A 405-nucleotide genomic window follows, 5' to 3' on the forward strand; every position below is an offset into this window, starting at 1 on the left:
CGAGCGGTTGCGGCGGGCGCATCGCCGGAAAGGCATGCCGGAGTCCCTCGTCGAGGTGCTCCACCTGGCCGCGCTCGCCGACGTGCGCCTGCTGATCTTCGATGCCGACGCGCCCGTGCTGGACGGGCTGACGCTCTACGACGACGAGTAACCCGCAACCCATTCGAGCCCCCATGTCGGGGCTCTTCCTTTTCACGGAAGGCGGTGGCGGCTGCCGTGTTCAGAAAACGATTGCCCGCAATGCCCGAAATCCATGACGTCTGATGCCCAGGCCAATCCGTGAACTATCGGCAATGCAAGGCGGCGATCAGCGGACAGGACACATTGCCTTGATGCGCGTGGCATTCACCGACCAACTTGGACAAGGCTGCCTCGATCCGGGTCAGGTCGGCCAGCTTGGCTTGC

General features: G+C 64.2%; 1 protein-coding gene and 1 pseudogene. One reads left to right on the plus strand and one right to left on the minus strand.

The features are described from left to right. Positions 1-7: 7 nt before the first annotated feature. The gene (locus tag ACR6JA_RS22105; RefSeq protein WP_494599524.1) at positions 8-151 is read left to right on the plus strand and encodes a DUF5983 family protein; all 144 of its coding nucleotides are present in this window, start codon (positions 8-10) and stop codon (positions 149-151) included. A gap of 133 nt (positions 152-284) precedes the next feature. On the opposite strand, the pseudogene ACR6JA_RS22110 reads toward ACR6JA_RS22105, so the two are convergent. Beyond that, positions 285-405, minus strand: a pseudogene (locus tag ACR6JA_RS22110) (MerR family transcriptional regulator); the annotation flags it as partial.

The sequence above is a fragment of the Cedecea sp. B1(4) genome, from assembly GCF_059414925.1.